Origin of the sequence: Anaeromyxobacter diazotrophicus, assembly GCF_013340205.1 — a bacterium.
Lineage (GTDB): Bacteria > Myxococcota > Myxococcia > Myxococcales > Anaeromyxobacteraceae > Anaeromyxobacter_A > Anaeromyxobacter_A diazotrophicus.
Map to the genome: position 1 here is coordinate 171,750 of NZ_BJTG01000001.1, position 17,024 is coordinate 188,773.

A 17,024-nucleotide genomic window follows, 5' to 3' on the forward strand; every position below is an offset into this window, starting at 1 on the left:
AGGGCGGCACGCAGTTGATGGGGACAGGACCCGTCGCCAGGCTCAGCGGTGAACCCCTCACCGAGAAGGAGAGACGATGGCCACCGCGAGCGGTCAGACCAGCTGGCAGCCGGGCTTCCAGGCGACCCCCCACTTCGGCCACATGGCCGAGCAGCTGCGGCGCTGCATCCAGGAGTGCCTCTCGTGCTTCAGCGTGTGCGAGCAGACGCTGGCGCACTGCCTCCGCAAGGGCGGGAAGCACGCCGCGGCCGAGCACGTGAAGCTGCTCGTCGACTGCGCCGAGTGCTGCCGCGCGGGCGCCTCGATGATGTCGCGCGAGTCGGCGTTCCACGCGCGGATGTGCGCCCTCTGCGCGGACGTCTGCAAGGCGTGCGAGGAGTCGTGCGAGGAGTTCCGCGACGATCAGCAGATGACGGCGTGCGCGGACGCGTGCCGCTCCTGTCACGACGCGTGCCGCGCCATGGGCGCGAGGGCCTAGCGCTCGCCGGCCCGACCTGCGGGAGCGGGACCCGGCCGGGGCGGAGACGCTGTCGGTGCGTCGGGGCGTCCGACCCACCCGCACGCGTCGTGGCGTCGAGGGATGCCGGTTCCTGGCGAAAGCGGTAGGTTCCGCCCCCCTCGACGCCGGCCGCGCCCGTACGGCAGCGGCCGTCGAGCGCCGCGAGTAGGAAGAAGGAAGAATGGACATGTCCCTGCTCTACGCCGTCCCCATCTCGCTCCTCGTCGCCGCGCGCCTGGCGCGCAAGCGGCGCGTGGTCGTCGTCTCGCGCTTCGACTCCGTCTCGACGCTCAATTCCACCCTCGCGAAGCGGCGCACGCACCAGTCGGAGCGCGCGCTGGACGCCGCCTCGGAGCTCCTCAAGTAGATCGCCGGCCGGCGCTGCGCCGGCCCCGCCGCGAGCCCTTCCCCCCGGGCGCCGTCGTCACCATCCCAGGAGCATGAGCGCGCTCCTGCTCGCGTCTCTGCTCGCGGCCGCGGGGACGCCCGGCGGGCAGGCGGACGCCGGCGCCCCGCCGGAAGCCGACGCCCGGGCCGCGGCGGACCGCGCGGCCCTGCAGGCGGCGCTGGAGCAGGCGCGCGCGGCGACCGCCCGCGCGGCCGCCCTGGAGCAGCAGGTGGGGGCGCTGCAGGCCGCGCAGGCCCGCGACGCCCAGCGCATCGCGGCCCTCGAGGCGGACCTCGCCGCCGAGCGCGCCCGGCGCGAGCAGGCGCAGCGCGACCAGGCGGCCGCCGGGCAGGACCTCGCGGGCGCGGCGGCGGGCGCCGGCAGCGCCTCGACGGCGCTGGCAGGGGGCTCGGGCGCAGAGGGTGACGTGGCGCGGGCGCAGGCGCTCGCCGCAGACGCGGCCCGCCTCGCCGGCCAGGGGTCGCCGCAGGCCGCGGCGCTCGCGGCCGCCGCCCAGGCCTCGCTCGCCGCCTCGCGGCAGGCGCTCGCGAACGGCGACCTCTTCCACGCGCGCGCCGCCGTGAACGAGGCGCGGGCGGCGCTCCAGCGCGCCCAGGCGCTGCAGCCCCCCGCCGGAGGCGCGGCTTCACCCTGAGGCGGTGGCGGCGCCTGGCCATCGGCGGCGCGCGTCCCCAACGTTCAGAGGATCCTGGCGAGGAGGCGCGTGCGCATGGCCGATCGACGCGGCGTCCGGCGTGGTCAAGTGGTCTACGGCTCGGACGGCGTCCACCTCGGGCGCGTCTTCCACTGCGAGGCCGCCGGCTTCGTGGTGGAGCGGGGGCTCGTGTTCGCGGAGGACTACCCCGTCTTCTACGACGAGGTCGGGACCGTCGAAGGGGAGGAGGTCCGGCTCCGCATCCCCTCCCACGCGCTCGTGCGCGAGGAGGAGGCGGAGCGGTGGGATCCTCCGCGGGACCCGGTGGGGAGCGCCGGCGGCACGGATCTCGAGCCCCTCCGGGCCGGCATGGCCGAGGTCGAGGAGGATCTCCTGCACCTGAGCGCCCTCGAGGCGGGGCTCGTGGTCGAGGTGCCGCGCCGCGGGGCCGGCTGGGCGGTCCGCGCCCGCCTGGCGCGCCCGCAGCCGAGCGGCGCGCCCGCCGGAGCGCGGGGCCAGGCGGTGCCCGCCGGCGCGGAGGAAGCGCCCCGGAACGCGGCCGCGGCCGCGATGGAGCTGGAGCGGCGGATCGCCGAGGAGGTGGAGGACTTCGAGCGGGAGGGCGGCTGCGCTCTCCCGGGCGCGCTCGGCGAGCGCGAGCTCCGCGCCGCCGCCGCCCTGGCCGCGCGGCTGAAGCGGCGCCTGGACGCCGCCGCCCGGCGCGGGGTGGCCCTCCTGCGGCGCGGCGCCGGCGCGAGCGGCGGCGAACCCGCGGCGGCAGCGGAGCCCCCGGCGCCGCGCCGCGCCGACTACGCGCGCACCGCCCCCGGCGCCCTGGCCGCCCTGCGCCGGCTCGAGACCTACGTCCGCCGGAGCGACCTCGAGCCGCCGCTGCTCGAGCTCGTGAGGCTGCGCGTCTCGCAGCTCAACGGCTGCGGCCCGTGCGTCGAGCTGCACGCGGCGGCGGCGCGGCGGCGGGGCGTCGACGACGAGCGGCTGCGGGAGCTGGAGGCGTGGCGGGAGAGCGATCGGTTCGCAGAGCGAGAACGGGCCGCGCTGGAGTGGACCGAGGCGGTCACCCGCGTCGGCGCCGCCCGGGTGGACGACGCGCTGTACCAGCGCGCCCGGGAGCACCTGGGGGAGCGGGGGCTGGTCGACCTGACGATGGCGGTGGTGGCGATCAACGCCTGGAACCGGCTCGCGGTCGCCTTCGAGCCGGGGCTCGGGGCGTACGGGCACGCGTTCGCGTGAGCGCGGCCGGCCAGGGTCGCGAGGCCGGCCCCGTCCGCAGCGCGCCCGTCAGACGAAGCGCGGCATGAGGACGTGGTTCTCGAGGTGGACGTGGCGGAGCACGTCCGTCTCGAGCGCCTCGAGCTCCGCCATGAGCACGCGGTAGCTGTTGCAGCCCCACTCCGGCACGGTGAAGCCGTCGGAGAGCGAGCGCGAACGCTCGAGGAGCGCGCCCACCGCGCGGTGCTCCTCCAGCATCCCGGCGAGCTCGCCGCGCAGCGCCGCCGGATCGCTGGAGGCCGCGACGAGCGCCGGGAAGAGCGTGCGCTCCTCGTCGTCGATGTGCGGCTCGAGCGCCGCCCGCAGCTCCGTGAAGGTCTCGAGGAGCGGCGCGAGCTTCGGGTTGTGCTCGCCGTGCACGCGCGCGACCTTGGCCGCGAGCGGCGCCAGGTACGGCAGGGCCTGCCGGAGATAGCCGTGGTGGCGCTCCACGATGAGGCCGATGAGCTCGGGGGTGGAGAGCGCGCGCGGGTCCTCGGCGTCGCCGGCGCCCGCCTCGGGGAGCGTCGCCTCGAGCTCCGCGAAGAGCGCGTCCGGCTCGACCGGCCGGTTGCGGCAGGCCTCCGCCACGGTGACGTCGCCGCCGCAACAGAAGTCGATGCGGTGCTTCTGGAACACGCGCGCGGCGGCGGCGTGCTCGGTGACGATCTGGGCGACGGTGGCGGTGCGATCGAGGGTCATGTCGTGATCTCCTTGTTGGCCCCTCCCGACTGCACCGCGCGTGCCGCGGTGGCGCGGGCCGCGCGCTCCGCTCTGCCCCAGCGTGATCCTCGCCCTCCGGCGCGCGCGCCCGCCGCCCGCGGCCCACGGCATCGCGGTGCGCACCCAAATCGCGGTGGCGCGTCACCCAAGGAGCGGTGCAGGAAGGGATGGAGACCTTCGCGGGGAGGAGTGAACGTGGGAGCGCTCGCACCGAACGAGGCGATGGCCAGGCGCGCGCTGGAGCTCGTCCCGCAGGGCGCCCGGCTGGGGCTCGGCAGCGGGCGCGCCGCGCAGGCGTTCGTGCGCGTGCTCGGCGAGCGCGTGCGGGAGGGCCTTCAGGTCCGCTGCGTGCCCACCTCGCGCGCCACCGAGGCGCTGGCCGCCCGGGAAGGCGTGCCGCTCGCGACGCTGGAGGAGCTGGGCGAGCTCGATCTCGCGGTGGACGGGGCGGACGAGGTCAGCCCCGCCCTCGACCTCGTGAAGGGCTACGGCGGCGCGCTCGTCCGGGAGAAGATCGTCGCCGCCGCCTCGCGGCGGCTCGTCATCCTGGCGCAGCCGGCGAAGCAGGTGGCGGCGCTCGGCGCGCGCGGCGTCCTGCCGGTCGAGGTGGTCGCCTTCGGCTGGTCCTACTGCGCCCGGCGCCTCGCCGAGCTGGGCCTGCGCCCCGCGCGGCGGCTGGCGGGCGAGGCGCCGTTCGTCAGCGACGGCGGCAACCACGTCCTCGACTGCGCCGTCTCGCCCATCGCCGATCCGGCGGACCTCGAGCGAAGCCTCGCGGCGATCCCGGGCGTGGTGGGCACCGGCCTCTTCCTCGGCCTCGCCAGCGTGGTGTTCCTCGAGGACGAGCGCGGCGAGGTGACCGTGCTTCACCGGCCGGGCGCCGCGCCGTAGCCCCCTCCGCGCGGACTCGCCCCACCCGAGGCGCGCGGCCCCTCCCCGCTCCCGGTATGCGGCCCAGTCGTCCCCCGGAGCCCGCCATGCCGAAGCCCATCACCGTCCTCGTCGCCGGCGCCACCGGGCGCCAGGGCGGCGCCGTCGCCCGGGCGCTGCTCGACCACGGCCACGCCGTGCGCGCGCTCACCCGCCGCCCGGGCTCGGAGCGCGCGGCGGCGCTCCACGCGGCGGGCGCCGAGCTCCACGAGGGCGATCTCGACGACGGCGCGGCGGTCGAGCGCGCCGCCGCGGGCGCCGACGCGTTCTTCCTGATGGCGACGCCGTTCGAGGAGGGCGCCGGGGCCGAGGTGCGGCAGGGGCAGCGCGCCGCCGAGGCCGCGCGGCGCGCGGGCGTGAAGCACCTCGTCTACTCGTCGGTCGCCGGCGCCGACCAGGGCACCGGCATCCCGCACTTCGACAGCAAGGCGGAGATCGAGCGGCACGTGCAGGCGCTCGGGGTGCCGTACACCATCGTGGCGCCGGTGTTCTTCATGGAGAACCTCCTCTCCCTGGCCGTCCTGCGGGGCCTGCGCACCGGCACCCTGGCGCTGCCGCTCCCCGCCGCGCGCTCGCTGCAGATGGTGGCGGTCGAGGACCTCGGCGCGTTCGTCCGGCTGGTGGTGGAGCGGCCGGGGTCGTTCCAGGGGCAGCGCGTCGAGATCGCCTCCGACGAGGTCACCGGGCGCGAGGCGGCGCGCGCGCTGGCCGAGGTGACGCGGAGCGCGATCGGCTACTCCGAGGTGCCGCTCGCGGAGGTCCGGCGCCAGAGCGAGGACCTGGGCCGGATGTGGGCCTGGTTCGACCTGAAGGGCTACGGCTGCGACCTCGCGGCGCTGCGCTCGGCGTACCCCGAGGTGGGCTGGCACGATCTCAGGGCGTGGGCGCGCGAGCAGGACTGGAGCGAGCTCGATCAGGCCGGCGCCGAGCAGCCCACCGCGTAGCGGCGGCGTGGATGAGCGGCCCCTCTCCCCCGCTCCGCGGGGCGAGGGGAGAGAGATCACCGTGCCGCGGGGGGCTCGCCCCGCGCGCCAGCGGCCCCGGCGCGCTCGTGGTAGGACTCGCGGCCCATGAGCGCCCCCCGCAAGCCCCTCGACGGCTTCGTCGTCGCGACCATGGTGGTGCTGTGCGCGATCTGGGGCGCGCAGCAGGTCGCCATCAAGCTGGCGGCGCACGACGTCGCGCCCATCATGCAGGTCGCGCTGCGGTCGGGCCTGAGCGCCGCGCTGGTGGCGTTGCTCATGGCCGCGCGGGGCGAGCGGTTCGCGCTCGGGGACGGGACGCTCGGGCCGGGGCTCGTCGCCGGGGCGCTCTTCGCGGGCGAGTTCCTCTTCGTCGCCGAGGGGCTGCGCCACACCTCGGCCTCCCACATGGCGGTGCTCGTCTACACCTCGCCGGTGTTCACGGCCATCGGGCTGCACTGGCGGATCAGGTCGGAGCGGCTGCGCCGCCGCCAGTGGCTCGGGATCGCGGTGGCCTTCGTGGGGATCGCGGTCGCCTTCGCGGGGGGCTGGCTCGGCGCCGGGGTGAGCCTGCGCACGCTGCAGGGCGACGCGATGGGCGTGCTGGCCGGCGCCGCCTGGGGCGCGACGACGGTGGTGGGTGCGCGCCTCCGCCCTCTCCGACGCCGCGCCCTCGAAGACGCTGCTCTACCAGCTCGCCGTCGGGTGCGCGCTCCTCCTCGCGGCGGCGGTGGGGCTGGGCGAGGTGAGCCACGTCGCCTTCACCCGCGTCGCCTGGGCGAGCCTCCTCTTCCAGGGCGTGGTGGTGTCCTTCGCGAGCTACCTCGCCTGGTTCTGGCTGCTCCGGCGCTACCTCGCCTCGCGGGTGGCGGTCTTCTCCTTCATGACGCCGCTCTTCGGCGTCAGCTTCGGCGTGCTCGTCCTTCGCGAGCCGGTGGACGGCTGGTTCGGCGCGGGCGCCGCGCTGGTGCTCCTCGGGATCACGCTCGTGAGCGCCCCGAGCCGCGTCCCGAAGGAGGCGCCCGCCGCGACCCCGCCCGGAGCTCACCGCGGGAGGCCACCCCAACTGCCCGTGGAAGCCGTCCCCTGCGACGGCACATCGGACCGAGCGTCGCCCCCGCGACGGAGGTCCCATCCATGAGCGCCCTCACGAAGCCACTCGCCCTCGCCGCGGCCCTGCTCTCCGCCGCCGCGCTGCCCGCGCCGGCGAGCGCGTGGAACCGCGGCCCGGCCCGCGTCTTCGCCACCCTCCCCGCCGGCGCCTCCGGGCCCGAGGGGCTGGAGGTGGGGCGCGACGGCCAGGTCTACGTGACGACCTTCGGGTTCACCTCGAGCGGCCCCGCCGCAGGGCCGGGTCAGCTCTACGTCTTCGACCGCAACGGCGGCCTCGTGCGCCAGGTCTCGGTGAGCGGCTCGAGCCCGCACCTGCTCGGGCTCCGGCTCCACCCCTCGACCGGCGCGCTGCTCGTCGTCGACTTCGGCGCCGGCCAGGTCCTGGAAGTCGACCCGCGCACCGGCGCCTCGAGCGTCTTCCTGACGCTCCCCTCCTCGCTCCCCCACCCCGGCGGCTCGGGCCTCAACGACCTCACCTTCGACCACGCCGGCAACGTCTACGTGTCGGACTCGTCGCAGGGCATCGTGTGGACCACCGGCCCGCAGGGCGGCCTCGCCTCGGCCTGGGTGGACTCGGCCCTCCTCCGGACCTCCGGCGTGCCGCCCTTCGGCGCGAACGGGCTGCGCTTCAACCACGCCGAGACGAAGCTCTTCGTCGCGAACACCGGGAACGACACCGTCGTCCAGATCCCGGCGACGTCCGGGGGCGCGGGGCCGGTGGCCGGCGCACCCGCCGTCTTCACGAACGGCATCAACGGCGCGGACGGGCTCATCGTGGACGAGGACGACAACCTCTGGGTGGTGGCGAACCAGGCGGACGAGGTGGTGGTGGTGGATCCGACCGGCAAGGCCATCGCCAAGCTGGGCGACTTCAGCGGCATCGAGCGCGGCGGCGCCCCGGTGCACCTGCTCTTCCCCGCCAGCCTGCGCTTCCTGGGCGACGACCTGCTCGTCACCAACCTCTCGCTCGACCTGCGCCTGTTCGACCCATCCTTCCAGTCGGTCGATTCCCAGTGGTGCGCGCAGGTCTCGCGCTACACCATCGTGAGGATGCACCCTCGCCTGCGGCGGTCCGCCGGCGAGTGGATCGACTGACGCGCCGCCGCCGGGTCCTCGCGGCCGGCGGGCGAGGGTGGGGCCATGAAGACCATCGGGCTCATCGGCGGGATGAGCTGGGAGTCGACGGCGCACTACTACCGGCTCCTCAACGAGGCGGTGAAGGCGCGGCTCGGCGGGCTCCACTCGGCGAAGTGCCTCCTCGCCTCGGTGGACTTCGCGGAGGTCGAGCCGCTGCAGCGCGCCGGCCGCTGGGACGAGGCGGGGGCGATCCTGAACCGCGCCGCGCTCGGGCTGGAGCGCGCCGGCGCCGACCTCCTCCTCATCTGCGCCAACACCATGCACAAGGTGGCGGACGAGGCGCTGCGCGGCGTCCGCGTCCCGCTCCTCCACATCGCCGACGCGACCGCCGACCGCATCGCCGCCGCCGGCGTCCGCCGGGTGGCGCTCCTCGGGACCCGGTACGTGATGGAGCAGGACTTCTACCGGGAGCGCCTGGCCGCGCGGCACCACCTCGAGGTGATCGTCCCCGGGCCGGCGGACCGCGCCGAGGTGAACCGGGTCATCTTCGAGGAGCTGTGCCTGGGCCGGGTGGAGCCGCGCTCGAAGGCGCGCTACGCCGCGATCATGGAGGCGCTGGTCGGCGCGGGCGCGCAGGGCGTCGTCGCCGGCTGCACCGAGATCACGATGCTCGTGCAGCAGCCGGACGTGACGGTCCCGCTCTTCGACACCACCGAGATCCACGCGCTCGCCGCGGTCGAGCGGGCGCTCGCGTGAGGGCGCCCCCATGAAGATCCTCGCCTTCGCGGCCTCGCTCCGGCGCGGCTCGCTCAACCGGAAGCTCATCGCGCTCGCGGCCGAGGTGGCGCGCACCGCGGGCGCCGAGGTCGACCTGGCGGAGTTCCGGGAGTTCGAGCTGCCCATCTACGACGGCGACCTCGACGCGAGCGCCGGGCTGCCGCCCGGGGCCCAGGAGCTGAAGCGCCGGCTCGACCAGGCCGCCGCCGTCCTCCTCGCCGCGCCCGAGTACAACTACTCCGTCGCCGGCCCGCTCAAGAACGCCATCGACTGGGTGTCGCGGGCGCGGCCGATGCCCTGGCGCGGCAAGAGCATCTACCTCCTGTCGGCCTCGCCCTCCCCCATGGGCGGCATCCGCGGCCTGTGGCAGACGCGGATCCCGCTCGAGGGCTGCGGCGCGCTCGTCTTCCCCGACATGTTCGCGCTGCCGCACGCGAACGAGGCGTTCGACGGCGCCGGCCGGCTGCGGGACGCGGCGGTGGCGGCGCGGCTCGAGCGCGAGGTGGTCGGCTTCGTGCGGCTCGCCGAGGCGGTCGCGCCGGCCTGCAGCGCGCACGCCCCGGCCGCGCCCGTGAAGCAGGCGGAGATCGCGAAGGCGCTCGAGAGCGAGACGGAGCTCCAGCCGCCGACGCGCTGAGCGCACCCACATCCCCGCACCGCCGCCGACGACCGCCCACGGCTTGCCCCGGGCGCCCGAGTCGTGCTGCAACTTCCCCGATGATCCGGGGCCTCGAGAGCGCGCGGGCGTGGCTGGGGAAGGTCCAGGTGGCGACCGAGCTGGAGCGCCGGCAGGCCGTCTCGCTGCAGGTGTTCGCCCTCTTCGGCCTCACCTGCACGGCGGGCCTCGAGTGCTGGCGCGCGGTGTGGGGCGTCCACGTCCTCGCCGCGACCATCTCGAACACGCTCACCATGCTGGCGCTCCTCGCCGGCGTGTGGGCCATCCGCGCCGGCCGCTTCCGGCTGGGGGCCTGGATCATCGCCTCGGGCTCGACGCTGGTCCTCGGCGCCGCCATCGGCGCCTCCGGGCTCGTCTACGCGCGCGACGCGCTCAAGAACCTCGCCATCCCGCTGGCGCTGGCGGCCCTCGTGCTGGGCCGCCGCGCGCTCTGGACCGCGCTCGCGGCGATGCTGGCGTTCATGGCGCTCGCCCTCGGGCGCGACCACCACCTCCTGGGCGGCGCCGGGCCGCGCCCGAACCCCTCCTCGGAGGAGGTGATGTTCGCGGTCTCGGCGATCGTGCTCGTCCTCCTCGCGATCGTCCTCGACCGGTTCGGGCTGACCGTGCTCGACGCCTTCGCCGACTCGGAGAGCCGGCGCCGGCAGCTCGAGGCGGCGACGGCCGAGCGCGATCGGGCGGCGCTCGAGCAGGAGCAGCTCCGCGGCCAGCTCCTGCAGGCGCAGAAGCTCGAGTCGGTGGGGCGCCTGGCCGGGGGGATCGCCCACGACTTCAACAACCTCCTCACGGTGATCAACGCCTGCAGCGACAGCCTGGTGGCGGAGCTCCCGGAGGGCAGCGCGCTCCAGGGCGACGCGGCCGAGATCCGCGACGCCGGGGCGCGGGCCGCCGCGCTCACCCAGCAGCTCCTCGCCCTGAGCCGCCAGCAGGTGCTCGAGCCTCGCGTGCTCCAGCTCGACGGCGTGGTCGCGGACGCGCGCCGGCTGCTGCAGCGGGTCCTCGGCGAGGACGTCGAGCTCGTGATCTCGCTCGGCGACGCCGGCCGGGTGCGGGCCGATCCCAACCAGCTGCACCAGGTGCTCATGAACCTGGCGGTGAACGCGCGCGCCGCCATGCCGTCGGGCGGCCGGCTGGTGATCGAGACCTCGCCGGTCGAGATCGACCGTCCGCCCGCCGCAGGCGCCGCCGGGCCTCGCCCGGGCCGCTACGCCCGGCTCCGGGTGACGGACACCGGGACCGGCATGGACGCCGCGACCCGGCAGCGCATCTTCGAGCCCTTCTTCACGACCAAGCCGCACGGGCTCGGGACGGGCCTCGGCCTCTCCACCGTCCACGGCATCGTCGACCAGAGCGGCGGGTGCATCGCGGTCGTGAGCGAGGTGGGCGCCGGCGCGACCTTCGATATCCACCTGCCGCGGGTGGAGGACGCGGCCGACCCGGCGCCGCGCGCGCCGGCCTCGTCTCCGGGCTCGAGCCGCGGCGGGACGATCCTCGTCGTCGAGGACCAGGCGGAGGTCAGGCGCGTCACCTCCCGGATGCTCCGCGCCGAGGGCTACCAGGTGCTCGAGGCGGGCGGCGCGGAGGCGGCGCTCGCGGCGGCGGCGGCCCACGCCGGCGCGATCGACCTGCTCGTCTCGGACGTGGTCATGCCCGGCACCTCGGGCCCCGCCCTCGCCGAGCGCCTCGCCGCGGTCCGGCCCGCGCTCCGCGTCCTGTTCGTGTCGGGCTACGCGCCCGAGGTGGTCGCCCACCACGGGCTCCTCGAGAGCGGCCGCGGCGTCCTCCAGAAGCCGTTCACCGCCGCCGCGCTCGCCGAGAAGGTGCGCGCGGCGCTGGCGGACGCGCCCGCTGGCGAGGAGCGGGCCGGGGGGCGGCGCGCGAGCTGAGCCTTCGCTGGTGCGCCGACGGCCGAGGGATCGGCCGGCCGGCTCCTGATGGCGGGTCCCCGGTTGCGCGTCGCCGTGGAGCTGGCCGGGGGCTATCGCCCTCGCACCGTCACCGCCGGCGGGAGGACCCGACATGAAGGCGCTCGTCTACCACGGACCCGGAAAGCGCTCCTGGGAGGAGAAGCCGCGGCCCGCGATCCAGAAGCCCACCGACGCCGTCGTCCGCGTCGAGCGGACCACCATCTGCGGCACCGACCTGCACATCATGAAGGGCGACGTGCCGGCGGTGACCGACGGCCGCATCCTGGGGCACGAGGGGGTGGGCGTGGTCGAGGAGGCCGGGCCCGCCGTCTCGAACTTCAGGAAGGGCGACCGGGTCCTCATCTCCTGCATCACCTCCTGCGGGCGCTGCGAGGCCTGCAAGAAGGGCATGTACTCGCACTGCGCCGACGGCGGCTGGATCCTCGGCCACCGCATCGACGGCACGCAGGCCGAGTACGTCCGCATCCCGTACGCGGACACCAGCCTGCACGCCGTCCCGCAGGGCGCGGACGAGGACGCGCTCGTCATGCTGAGCGACATCCTCCCCACCGGGTTCGAGGTGGGCGTGCTGAACGGCAAGGTGAAGCCGGGCGACACGGTGGCGATCGTCGGCGGCGGCCCGGTCGGCCTGGCGGCGCTCCTCACCGCGCAGTTCTACTCGCCGGCCGAGCTCATCCTGGTGGACCTCGACGACAACCGCCTCGAGGTGGCGAAGCAGCTCGGCGCCACCCGGCTCGTGAACAGCGGCGACGGGAAGGCGGTCGCGAAGGTGATGGCGCTCACCGGTGGCAAGGGGGTGGACGTCGCCATCGAGGCGGTCGGCGTCCCCGCCACCTTCGACGTCTGCCAGGACGTCGTCGCGGCGGGAGGGCACCTCGCCAACGTCGGCGTGCACGGCAAGAGCGTCGCGCTGAAGCTGGAGAAGCTCTGGATCCAGAACGTCACGATCACGACCGGGCTCGTGGACACGTACACGACCCCGATGCTGCTCAAGATCGTGACGGCCGGGCGGCTCCAGCCGCGGAAGCTCATCACCCACGAGTTCAAGCTCGAGGAGGTGATGAAGGCCTACGACACGTTCGGGAACGCCGCGAAGGAGAAGGCGCTGAAGGTCATCCTCCGGGGGGCGTAGCCGCGCGCGTGCACCCTTCTCCCGGCGGTGGGCGCGGCGCTACTCGCCCGAGGCGCCGCTCCCGGTGCCCCCGAGCGTGCTCTGCGGTTCGGCGACGGAGGCGTCCGCGCCCGGCGCAGGCGGCGCGCGACCCCCGCCATGGCCGGGGGATGCGCCCCCGTCCTCGACCGCGAGAGACAGCCCTCCCGCCGGCATGGTGCGCGGGAGGTCGATGCCAGGCATGAGGAGGAGCAGCCTCGGCCGGGGCGGCTCGGGCGTGAGCTCCGGTGGCGTTCCGGAGCTGAACAGGTCCCAAGCCAGGAGCGCCGCGCAGGGAAGGATCCGGGTCAACAGATCCGCGCGGACCTCGGACGGATAGGCAGGCCCAGGGTTGGGTGGGGCGTGGAAGAAGGTCTCCTGAGTCAGCGAGAGCGCGATCCACGACAAGCCGGCCGTCCAGAGACCCTTGCGACCGCCGACGAGCTTGCCCGCGAGAGGGACAGCGAGCGACCACCCGATATGGGCCGACGCGTTGGTCAGCGCGGCGTCGCTCTCGAAGATGTTGACGAACTTGCCGCCTCCAAAGACCGGAAGGTTGGGCGCGGTCGGCTGGAGACCCACCGGGAGGGCGACCGCGAGCGAGAGCAGGAGCGGCGCGAGCATATGCTGCCTCGCTCCAAGCGTCCGCTCGCCAGTTCGCTCAACACAGGCCTGCTGTGGGTTGGAGCACGTCGGTGACGCGTACGGATGGCTTTGGAGGCCTACTCGCACGCCTGCGCTCCGAGCTCCGCGGCTACCCCTGCCCGAGCTCGCCAATCCGCGCCGCCGCCGCGCGCAGGCCCCACCGGCTCAGCTCCACCGCCCGCGCCGGCGTCGCCGCCTCGGCGTAGCAGCGCAGCTCGGGCGCGTTACCCGACGGGCGGAGGTGCACGATCTCGCCGCTGGCGAGCGTGACGCGCAAGCCGTCGACCTGGTTCACCTCCGCCACCCCGCCCAGCTCGCGGAAGAAGCCGGCGAGCGCGTCGGGCGACCCGGCGAGCTCGTCGATGAGCCGGCGGCTCACCGCCGTGGCGAAGTTCCGCAGCCGGTCGCTGGCGGTGTAGCGCGCCGGCAAGCCGGCGCCGAGCTGCGAGAGCGGGACGCCCCGCTCGGCGGCCAGGGCGAGGAGCGACAGTATCGGCAGCAGCGCGTCGCGGGTGGGCAGCGCGGCCAGGGTGCGCTCCGCGCCGTCCGCGGCGCGCCGGACCTCGCTCCCCAGCAGGAACCCGCCGTTCGCCTCGTACCCGGCCACGGGGCCCTCGCCGCCGCGGCCCGCCTCGGCCATGGCGGCGATGACGTAGGGCGAGCCGATCCGCGTACGGATCACCCTGGGGAAGATGCCCCATCGCTCGACGGCGGTGTTGCTGCTCACCGGCGTGACCACGGTGCGCGCGCCCAGGAATCGGGCGCACAGCATCCCCACCACGTCGCCGCGGAAGAGCGCCCCGGTCTCGTCGCCGACGAGGGGCCGGTCGGCGTCGCCGTCCGTGGAGACGAGGCCGTCGAGCCGGTGCGCCATCACCCAGGCGCGCGCCTGCTGCTCGTCCGCCTCGCTCACCGCCTCGGTGTCCACCGGCACGAAGGTGTCGGTCCGGCCCAGCGAGACGACGTCCGCGCCGAGCTCGGCCAGGAGCTCGGTGATGAGGTCGCGAGCGACGCTCGAGTGCTCGTACACGCCGAGCCGCTTGCCGCGCAGCAGGCCCGGCGGGAAGAAGCGCAGGTAGCGGTGCCGGTAGAGCTCGCGCGCGGCCTCGTCCACCGCTGGCAGGCGCGGAGGGCTCCGGAGCATGCCGTGCTCGAAGGCGCCCTCGTCGAGCTCGACCACCGCGTTCACGATGGCGGTCTCGTCCTCCTTCAGGATCTCGCCTGCGCTCCCGTAGAACTTGATGCCGTTCCGGTCGAACGGGATGTGGCTGCCCGTGACCATGACCGCCGGGATCCCCTGCTGGAGCGCGTAGTGAGCCAGCGCCGGCGTGGGCAGCGCGCCGCACTGCACCGCGCGCCAGCCGCGCGCGTGGCAGGCCGCGAGGCACGCCGCCACCATGCGCGGGCTGCTCGGCCGGAGGTCGTGGCCGAGGGCGACCACGGCGTCCCGCCGCGGCGGGAGGGTGCCCAGGAAGCCGGCGGTGTAGGCGAAGCAGACCCGGTCGGTGAGGGCGTCGACCGTGCCGCGCACGCCGCTCGTGCCGAAGGCTGCGCCCGATTGCGCCAGGCTGCTGATGGGGGTTTGCGTGATCGGCATCGTTCCAACCCTCCGCGAGGGGTCGCGCCATATCGGGCGCTCGCAGGGCGCGAATCCTGCCGGAACGAACGGGGGATGTCGAAGAGACTTCCAGGCCGATACGACAGATTTCGCGATCCGCTTCCTCCGGGGAAGAGGGCGCGGCCCCTGATCCCTACGCCGCCGTCCCTGGCAGCTCCCGGCCGTCCACCAGCTTCCCGAGCCGCGTCACGTTTCCGGACGGATCCCTGAGCTCGACCAGCTGCAGCGGGCCGACCCGGGCGATGGCCTGCGAAACCGCCTCGTCACGCGATTCGGCAGTGCCCCGCGCACGCTGGCTGTTCACGCCGACTGCGGCCCACGTCCAGACGTCGGGCTCGGCTCGCGCAGCGCTTCGGGCCACGGCATCCTCCCCAGACAAGTGCAAGACTGGAGAATAACCATGCGGTCTGCGCTGCGCTTTGCCCAGTGCGCGTAACCGCGCACCCCCACTCTGTTGAGCCGAACCCCTGGGATTCGCTCAAGAACGCGCCTGCTGCGCCGGGCGAAACTCCACCACGTTGAGATCGACATCCTCATTTCGACTGGGGATCTTCGACACTGGCGCCGGGCGCGTACTCCGGCCACCGGTGTAGGTAGGCACCACGCGCCGGATCGCGTCGAGGACGCCGTCCCTGTCACCGGTGCTTGCGCTCGCACGCAGCTCCTTCAGCCGCTCCGGTAGATCGGAGGGCGGGGCCGGGCTGCGCGCGACGAGGATGCGGTTCCGGACCTCGCTCGTCTCCTCCTCCTCTTCGGTGAGCAGCTCCTCGTAGAGCTTCTCTCCCGGCCGGAGGCCGGAGAAGACGATGGGGATGTCCTGGCCCGGCACGTACCCCGCCATCGTGATGAGGTTCCGCGCGAGCTGGGCGATCTTGATGGGCTCGCCCATGTCGAGCACGCACAGGTCGCCATAGCCGCCGAGCCCCGCGAGCAGCACGAGCCCGACCGCCTCGGGGATGGTCATGAAGTACCGGGTGCAATCCGGGTGGGTGACGGTCACCGGCCCGCCGCGCTCGATCTGCTGCTTGAAGATGGGGACCACACTGCCGGCCGACCCGAGCACGTTGCCGAACCGGACCGCGGTCATCTTGGTCTTCGAGGCCCGGTCGAGATCGCGGATCACGAACTCCGCGATGCGCTTCGTGGCACCCATGACCGACGTCGGACGCACCGCCTTGTCGGTCGAGATGAAGACGAGCCGCTCGGCGCCGCAGGCGATCGCCATGCGGGCGACGTTCATGGTCCCGAAGACGTTGTTCTTCACCGCCTCCTCGGGTGCGTCCTCCATGAGCGGCACGTGTTTGTGCGCCGCCGCGTGGAACACGAGCTGCGGGCGATAGCGCTCCCCCAGCCGGCCGAGCCGGTCCGGCTCGCGGATGTCGGCCACCTCGGCATGGACGCGCAGCTCCGGGCAGTCCTCCTGGAGCCGGCGCGTCTTGAGGTAGAGCTCGTTCTCGTTCATGTCCACGAGCACGAGCTCACTCACCCCGTTCATCGCGAGCTGGCGGGAGATCTCGCCGCCGATGGAGCCGCCGGCGCCGGTGACCATCGCCCGTCGTCCGGAGACGAGCTTCCTGATCTCGCGGTCGTCGAAGGCGATGGCGTCGCGCGGGAGCAGGTCCTCTGGCGAGAGGTCGTGCAGGATCGCCGCGGAGATCCGCTCGTCCATCTGGGCGAAGGACGCGGGGATTATTTTGAAGCTCGCCTTCGAGCTCTCGCACATCCGGAGGATCTCGCGCAGCCGCGCCGCCGGCAGATGGGTGATGGCGAGCAGGACCATCGAGACGCCGCGCTCGGCGATGAGCCTCGGCAGCTCGGCGATGGTGCCCAAGACGGGCTTGCCGTTGAGCGACAGCCCGAGCTTCGTCTTCGCGTCGTCGACGTAACCGATCAGGTCGTACCTAGACTCTCGGGAGCGCAGGATGTCGCGTGCCAGCAGGTCGGCCGCTCCACCAGCGCCCACGATAATGGTCCGGAGCGCCCCGTTCGATCCGCGCCGGTACTGCTCGTCCAGCCAGGCCATGGCGAAGCGAGGGATGAAGCGAACGCCTCCCATGAGGCTCGCCGACAGGAAGAACTCGAGGACGTAGATGCTGCGCGGGAGCCCCGGTGGCGCGACTTGGTGGAGCGCCACGACGAACAGCCCCGTTCCTGCCGCGGTCGCCGACACGACCCGCACCCCCTCGGCCAGGCCTGACATCCGGAACGACCAGCGGTAGAGCCGAGTGGCGGCGGTGACTGACAGCCTGACCAGGATCAACAGCGGAACGGCGACCCGGGTCTGCGCCGCGACCCACCCTGGAACGTGCGAGTCAAAGCGAATGGCGAGTGCGGCAGCGAAGGCGCAGGCGGTGGCCAGGGCGTCGAAAGCGAGCATCGACGGGTAACGCAACGCGCGTACCGAGGCCCAACGGACGGCGAATGACCGGATCATCGAGTATCGCTCCCGCGAACGACTGGGGGAACCTGCCAAGGTCGTGAAGAGGCGGTTACGCGTGGGGCTGTGACAGTCCCGTGGCGCCGTCCATTCACTGCGGGAGCGTGCAATAGCCATGCGCTATTTTTGGACCCGCGGCCCGGTGACCCGTGCTTACGGTACATGTCGAACGCCAGG

At 74.3% G+C, this 17,024-nt stretch carries 17 protein-coding genes and 2 pseudogenes; 13 read left to right on the forward strand and 6 right to left on the reverse strand.

What is annotated here, in order from left to right:
* The first annotated feature begins 76 nt into the window (after positions 1-76).
* The 4 genes from HWY08_RS00765 (at position 77) to HWY08_RS21690 (ending at position 2,793) form a co-directional block, all read left to right on the forward strand.
* On the forward strand, positions 77-478 hold the full coding sequence (locus HWY08_RS00765; RefSeq protein WP_176062214.1) for a four-helix bundle copper-binding protein: 402 nt from the start codon (positions 77-79) through the stop codon (positions 476-478).
* Positions 479-686: 208 nt separating this feature from the next.
* A complete protein-coding gene (locus HWY08_RS00770; RefSeq protein WP_176062215.1) occupies positions 687-866 on the forward strand; it encodes a hypothetical protein in 180 nt (59 codons plus the stop codon).
* 73 nt (positions 867-939) lie between these two features.
* On the forward strand, positions 940-1,542 hold the full coding sequence (locus HWY08_RS00775) for a hypothetical protein (RefSeq protein WP_176062216.1): 603 nt from the start codon (positions 940-942) through the stop codon (positions 1,540-1,542).
* 75 nt (positions 1,543-1,617) lie between these two features.
* Positions 1,618-2,793, forward strand: coding sequence for a carboxymuconolactone decarboxylase family protein (locus HWY08_RS21690; RefSeq protein ID WP_235969384.1), 1,176 nt, complete (start codon positions 1,618-1,620; stop codon positions 2,791-2,793).
* Positions 2,794-2,841: 48 nt separating this feature from the next.
* Here the strand turns inward: HWY08_RS21690 and ric are convergent, their stop codons facing one another.
* Complete coding sequence (ric, locus tag HWY08_RS00785; protein WP_176062217.1) at positions 2,842-3,513, reverse strand: iron-sulfur cluster repair di-iron protein; 672 nt, start codon at positions 3,511-3,513, stop codon at positions 2,842-2,844.
* Between the two features lie 216 nt (positions 3,514-3,729).
* Between ric and rpiA the strand changes: the two genes are divergently transcribed.
* Complete coding sequence (gene rpiA / locus HWY08_RS00790; protein ID WP_235969385.1) at positions 3,730-4,425, forward strand: ribose-5-phosphate isomerase RpiA; 696 nt, start codon at positions 3,730-3,732, stop codon at positions 4,423-4,425.
* 86 nt (positions 4,426-4,511) lie between these two features.
* Complete coding sequence (locus HWY08_RS00795; protein WP_176062218.1) at positions 4,512-5,408, forward strand: NmrA/HSCARG family protein; 897 nt, start codon at positions 4,512-4,514, stop codon at positions 5,406-5,408.
* Positions 5,409-5,464: 56 nt separating this feature from the next.
* On the opposite strand, the gene HWY08_RS21695 is transcribed toward HWY08_RS00795, so the two are convergent.
* Positions 5,465-5,707, reverse strand: a complete 243-nt coding sequence (locus HWY08_RS21695) for a hypothetical protein (RefSeq protein WP_235969423.1) — start codon at positions 5,705-5,707, stop codon at positions 5,465-5,467.
* Between HWY08_RS21695 and HWY08_RS21700 the strand changes: the two are divergent.
* Positions 5,628-5,903: pseudogene (locus HWY08_RS21700) on the forward strand (EamA family transporter); the annotation flags it as partial. The gene HWY08_RS21695 and the pseudogene HWY08_RS21700 overlap by 80 nt on opposite strands.
* On the opposite strand, the gene HWY08_RS21705 reads toward HWY08_RS21700, so the two are convergent.
* A complete protein-coding gene (locus HWY08_RS21705; protein ID WP_235969424.1) occupies positions 5,849-6,004 on the reverse strand; it encodes a hypothetical protein in 156 nt (51 codons plus the stop codon). The pseudogene HWY08_RS21700 and the gene HWY08_RS21705 sit on opposite strands and share 55 nt — an antisense overlap.
* Positions 6,005-6,066: 62 nt before the next feature.
* On the opposite strand from HWY08_RS21705, the gene HWY08_RS21710 reads away from it, so the two are divergent.
* The 6 genes and pseudogenes from HWY08_RS21710 to HWY08_RS00825 all read left to right on the forward strand — a co-directional run bounded on the left by HWY08_RS21710 (position 6,067) and on the right by HWY08_RS00825 (position 12,129).
* Positions 6,067-6,567, forward strand: coding sequence for a DMT family transporter (locus tag HWY08_RS21710; RefSeq protein ID WP_235969419.1), 501 nt, complete (start codon positions 6,067-6,069; stop codon positions 6,565-6,567).
* Between the two features lie 443 nt (positions 6,568-7,010).
* Positions 7,011-7,634: pseudogene (locus HWY08_RS22240) on the forward strand (SMP-30/gluconolactonase/LRE family protein); the annotation flags it as partial.
* 45 nt (positions 7,635-7,679) lie between these two features.
* Positions 7,680-8,372 carry an aspartate/glutamate racemase family protein gene (locus HWY08_RS00810; RefSeq protein WP_176062220.1) on the forward strand — a complete coding sequence of 231 codons (693 nt, stop codon included), beginning with the start codon at positions 7,680-7,682 and terminating at the stop codon, positions 8,370-8,372.
* 10 nt (positions 8,373-8,382) lie between these two features.
* On the forward strand, positions 8,383-9,030 hold the full coding sequence (locus tag HWY08_RS00815; RefSeq protein ID WP_176062221.1) for an NADPH-dependent FMN reductase: 648 nt from the start codon (positions 8,383-8,385) through the stop codon (positions 9,028-9,030).
* 80 nt (positions 9,031-9,110) lie between these two features.
* Positions 9,111-10,955 carry an ATP-binding protein gene (locus tag HWY08_RS00820; protein WP_176062222.1) on the forward strand — a complete coding sequence of 615 codons (1,845 nt, stop codon included), beginning with the start codon at positions 9,111-9,113 and terminating at the stop codon, positions 10,953-10,955.
* A gap of 133 nt (positions 10,956-11,088) precedes the next feature.
* Positions 11,089-12,129 carry a zinc-dependent alcohol dehydrogenase family protein gene (locus tag HWY08_RS00825; RefSeq protein ID WP_176062223.1) on the forward strand — a complete coding sequence of 347 codons (1,041 nt, stop codon included), beginning with the start codon at positions 11,089-11,091 and terminating at the stop codon, positions 12,127-12,129.
* A gap of 39 nt (positions 12,130-12,168) precedes the next feature.
* On the opposite strand, the gene HWY08_RS00830 is transcribed toward HWY08_RS00825, so the two are convergent.
* The 3 genes from HWY08_RS00830 to HWY08_RS00840 all read right to left on the reverse strand — a co-directional run bounded on the left by HWY08_RS00830 (position 12,169) and on the right by HWY08_RS00840 (position 16,883).
* On the reverse strand, positions 12,169-12,771 hold the full coding sequence (locus HWY08_RS00830; RefSeq protein ID WP_176062224.1) for a hypothetical protein: 603 nt from the start codon (positions 12,769-12,771) through the stop codon (positions 12,169-12,171).
* 130 nt (positions 12,772-12,901) lie between these two features.
* Positions 12,902-14,389 carry a phosphomannomutase gene (locus HWY08_RS00835; RefSeq protein WP_176062225.1) on the reverse strand — a complete coding sequence of 496 codons (1,488 nt, stop codon included), beginning with the start codon at positions 14,387-14,389 and terminating at the stop codon, positions 12,902-12,904.
* A gap of 499 nt (positions 14,390-14,888) precedes the next feature.
* Complete coding sequence (locus tag HWY08_RS00840) at positions 14,889-16,883, reverse strand: nucleoside-diphosphate sugar epimerase/dehydratase (RefSeq protein WP_235969386.1); 1,995 nt, start codon at positions 16,881-16,883, stop codon at positions 14,889-14,891.
* Positions 16,884-17,024: the final 141 nt, after the last annotated feature.

Excerpts from the sequence above, each read along its gene's own strand:
- HWY08_RS21690 (WP_235969384.1), top strand. The coding sequence starts at position 1,618 with ATGGCCGATCGACGCGGCGTCCGGCGTGGTCAAGTGGTCTACGGCTCG.
- HWY08_RS00795 (WP_176062218.1), top strand. The coding sequence starts at position 4,512 with ATGCCGAAGCCCATCACCGTCCTCGTCGCCGGCGCCACCGGGCGCCAG.
- HWY08_RS00810 (WP_176062220.1), top strand. The coding sequence starts at position 7,680 with ATGAAGACCATCGGGCTCATCGGCGGGATGAGCTGGGAGTCGACGGCG.
- HWY08_RS00835 (WP_176062225.1), bottom strand. The coding sequence starts at position 14,389 with ATGCCGATCACGCAAACCCCCATCAGCAGCCTGGCGCAATCGGGCGCA.
- HWY08_RS00765 (WP_176062214.1), top strand. The coding sequence starts at position 77 with ATGGCCACCGCGAGCGGTCAGACCAGCTGGCAGCCGGGCTTCCAGGCG.
- HWY08_RS00820 (WP_176062222.1), top strand. The coding sequence starts at position 9,111 with ATGATCCGGGGCCTCGAGAGCGCGCGGGCGTGGCTGGGGAAGGTCCAG.
- ric (WP_176062217.1), bottom strand. The coding sequence starts at position 3,513 with ATGACCCTCGATCGCACCGCCACCGTCGCCCAGATCGTCACCGAGCAC.
- HWY08_RS21695 (WP_235969423.1), bottom strand. The coding sequence starts at position 5,707 with ATGAGCAACGCCACCAGCGCGGCGCTCAGGCCCGACCGCAGCGCGACC.
- HWY08_RS00815 (WP_176062221.1), top strand. The coding sequence starts at position 8,383 with ATGAAGATCCTCGCCTTCGCGGCCTCGCTCCGGCGCGGCTCGCTCAAC.
- HWY08_RS00775 (WP_176062216.1), top strand. The coding sequence starts at position 940 with ATGAGCGCGCTCCTGCTCGCGTCTCTGCTCGCGGCCGCGGGGACGCCC.
- HWY08_RS00830 (WP_176062224.1), bottom strand. The coding sequence starts at position 12,771 with ATGCTCGCGCCGCTCCTGCTCTCGCTCGCGGTCGCCCTCCCGGTGGGT.
- HWY08_RS00770 (WP_176062215.1), top strand. The coding sequence starts at position 687 with ATGTCCCTGCTCTACGCCGTCCCCATCTCGCTCCTCGTCGCCGCGCGC.
- HWY08_RS00825 (WP_176062223.1), top strand. The coding sequence starts at position 11,089 with ATGAAGGCGCTCGTCTACCACGGACCCGGAAAGCGCTCCTGGGAGGAG.